The following is a 620-nucleotide window of genomic DNA, read 5'->3' as shown; positions in this document are numbered from 1 at the left end:
GGGGGCTTGTTACTCGGCTTTGTCTGTGTTTTCGGCAACCATGACTTTGAGCGCGGTACATTCATTGACGCTCTGCATGTTGATGATAGCTATCGTGGTCGTGGTATCGGCAAACAACTCTTGCTTGCCGTTGCAGAGTGGCAACAGCAATACTTCAAAGATTCAGGATTGTATCTAGAAGTTGTCTCGCAAAACACATCAGCGATTTCGTTCTATCAACATATTGGTGGACAAGAATGCCAAGAGCGTACGTGGCGTGCTCCGGGCGGAACAGAAGTAATGGAAAAAGTGTTCCGTTGGTCTAACGCGCAAGCGCTGGTAAGTGGCATTGAGGAAAACGTCATCTATTCATAACGCTTTCTAAGCGAAAGAACGGAGACGATAAGAGCAGCACTGACGCTGCTCTTTTTTGTTTGCGGGATAGTTAACAATCTGGCGAGTTAAAAAGACAGGCCCATTTCCTTTAACTCACTTTCACATTGGCTCGCGTTTTCAAACTGAATAGCAGCCATGCCCACCTGTTTGGCCCCTTCGACGTTGTAAGGCATATCATCCAGAAAAACGGTTTCTGATGGGTTTAAGTCGTAGCGGGAGAGAAGCGCTTGATAAATTTCCGGTTG

The 620-nt window shown here is 46.8% G+C and carries 2 protein-coding genes; one reads left to right on the top strand and one right to left on the bottom strand.

Going from position 1 to position 620, the window contains the following annotated elements; all coding sequences use genetic code 11:
• Nucleotides 1-354: GNAT family N-acetyltransferase (locus tag R7R78_RS27500; protein ID WP_225474779.1), on the top strand; the 354-nt coding region annotated here is incomplete at its 5' end.
• An 86-nt stretch (nt 355-440) separates the two neighbouring features.
• Here R7R78_RS27500 and R7R78_RS27495 read toward each other — a convergent pair.
• Nucleotides 441-620: HAD-IA family hydrolase (locus R7R78_RS27495; protein WP_225474778.1), on the bottom strand; the 180-nt coding region annotated here is incomplete at its 5' end.

The sequence above is a fragment of the Vibrio sp. 2134-1 genome (genome assembly GCF_033339495.1).
This window is presented reverse-complemented; position numbering and strand designations above follow the sequence as displayed.